Below are 2,776 nucleotides of genomic sequence, written 5' to 3'. Positions count from 1 at the left end.
TGATAATTGGCATCTAGTTCGATCGCGCGATCGTAAGATGCTAAGGCTTCATCATAGCGTTTGAGGTTGTCAAGTATATCACCTCGCTTAACCCAATCGCACTTATCATTGGGGTCAAGTTCGATCGCCCTATCAAAGGATTCTAAAGCTTCCTCATAACGTTTGAGGTTGTTGAGTACATTACCTCGTAAAGCCCAAGCCAACTGAAAATTGGCATCAAGTTCTATGGCGCGATCGAAGGATACTAAGGCTTCATCATAGCGTTTGAGGTAGTAGAGTAAATTGCCTCGTAAAGCCCCAGCCATCTGATTATTGGCATCAATTTCGATCGCGCGATCGTAAGATACTAAGGCTTCATCAGAACGTTTGAGTTTGTTGAGTACATAGCCTCGATTAGCCCAAGCCGACTGATCATTGGCATCAAGATCGAGTGCACGATCGAAGGATACTAAGGCTTCATCATAGCGTTTGAGGTTGTTGAGTACAATACCTCGTAAAGCCCAAGCCGACTGATAATTGGCATCTAGTTCGATCGCGCGATCGTAAGATGCTAAGGCTTCATCGTAGCGTTTGAGGTTGCTGAGTACACCGCCTCGATTAGCCCAAGCCCACTGATAATTGGCATCTAGTTCGATCGCGCGATCGTAAGATATTAAGGCTTCATCATAGCGTTTGAGGTTATTGAGTACACCGCCTCGGTTACGCCAAGCCCACTGATAATTGGCATCTAGTTCGATCGCGCGATCGTAAGATACTAAGGCTTCATCAGAACGTTTGAGGTTGTTGAGTACATTGCCTCGATTAGCCCAAGCCCACTTATAATTCGCATCTAGTTCGATCGCGCGATCGTAAGATACTAAGGCTTCATCATAGCGTTTGAGGTTTTTCAGTACAATACCTCGCCAATGCCAAGCTAAATGATCATTACCGTCAAGTGCAATCGCCTTATCTAAAAATACTAAGGCTTCATCATAGCGTTTGAGACTGTCGAGTACATCTCCTCGATTAGCCCAAGCCCTCGCATAAGAGGAGTCAATTTCAATAGCTTTATCTAAACACTCCAAAGCTTCATCATAGCGATCCAGCCTATTCAAACAGCGTCCCTTTTCCGACCAATCCTTTGCCTCGCCACGACTTGTTACCAATTTTTCCGCATATGCTAAAGCCGAAACATAATCTTTCTGTTCGCGACAATCTTTAATTTCATCAAAATAAGCCTTACAACGTGGATCTTCCTCATTTCTCTCAATTGCCTCCAGCGCCCGCGTATAATATTCTCGTTCCATCACAGCATCATGTGGAATCGGTGGCAAATTTTGCCGATACTCAAAACGACTTTCCTTATCCGCAAAATCAACATCCACCATCCTCAATCCCAATCGCTGCTGCAACTCTTCCCGCGTATACCAAACCCGCAAAAAATCCACCAACAATCTAATCGGTTCATTGCGCTGCTTCTTAACTTCCAAACAAAAACGCATCAGCGGTTCCCGCAATTCATACCAAGACTCCCGCCCGATTTCTTCACTTTTCACATAACCCTTTTGCCGCAAATTCTTCAGTTGACTAGATGCAGTTTGGTGAGTGATAAAACAGCGTTTAGCAATTTCTTTTACCGAGACCGCGCGGCGCAAATCCGCCAAAAAATCCACAATCTTGCGCTGCTGATTTGAGATATATTTCATCCGATCCTGGTAATACGGCGTTAAATCGTCCAGCATTGCCATAAATGTTTCCACGAGTTTATTTAGAGATTCGCGGTTTACCAGAAAATCGGAGAAAACCATATAAATCCGGGGACTGCCGCCAGAAAGGAAATGCACGACTTTAATGCGATCTCGTCCCGTTGAATCTTGAATAAAAGATGCTAATTCGCTTTTCCCTTCCAAGCTAGCAATCTGATGTAACAAAGCTACAGCATCATCCAGTTCTAATTCTTTTAAAGTATGAGTATAAAAAAAGCCGTAAAAAGGCTGATCGCGGGATTCAATGCCATCAAACAAACTTTGGGAAGTTGCCAAAATAGTCAAAAACCCATGATTTTGAAGATAAGCCCTAAACTGCTTTTGTCCGATATCGCCCAACCCGCCAAATACATCATCCAAATTCTCGACAATCAACAGCAAAACGCGATTGCCAATAAAATCTCTCAACAATTGTGCCGCCACAGATTCAGCATCCTCCGGCGACTCATAAAGCCCTTCGACAGCATCATGTAACTGCCTTTGATATTCGGCAGGATATTCTTTACCAATGGCGCGCAATATTGCAATCAACAAATCTAAAAAAGATGCTATCCCATATTCTTCTTCCCTCAGCCATGCAATCAGCAATTTATCCTGCAAATCCTCCATCTTAGAAACGCGGTGATAAATCAGAGATACTAAGTGGGTTTTGCCAATGCCGCGCGGCCCGATTAGCAGTTGATAATGCTTGTTGGGTGTTAGGGCGCTTTCTCGGATGTTTTCTACTAAATTGTTTGCTAGTTTGTGACGCTGTACTAGGATGGCTTCAAGGGTTTCTGGTGCCATCAAGCTAGGAGTAAATCGTGAGATTAATGTGTTTTTCATGGATTGTGTTTTGTTTTAGGTGGTTTTCTTGGGTTAATGGTAATGTCATTGCGAGCGTCTTAGCGAAGCAATCGCAGTATCTGTTTTTCACAGCGTTTTGCCTCCATAACTGTCTGATTCCAAGCGTGTTGTCATTGCGAGCGTCTTAGCGAAGCAATCGCAGTATCTGTTTTTCACAGCGTTTTGCCTCCATAACTGTCTGATTC

General features: G+C 43.7%; 1 protein-coding gene. It reads right to left on the bottom strand.

From position 1 onward, the window contains the following. Positions 1–2,570, bottom strand: a 2,570-nt coding sequence (locus QUB68_RS18965; protein WP_332995355.1) for a tetratricopeptide repeat protein, incomplete at its 3' end; no start/stop codon positions are given. Positions 2,571–2,776 lie beyond the last annotated feature (206 nt).

This window comes from Microcoleus sp. A006_D1, assembly GCF_036702805.1.
Classification (GTDB): domain Bacteria; phylum Cyanobacteriota; class Cyanobacteriia; order Cyanobacteriales; family Microcoleaceae; genus Microcoleus.
Note: the sequence above shows the minus strand (reverse complement) of the source record. Positions and strands in the feature narration are given on the sequence as shown.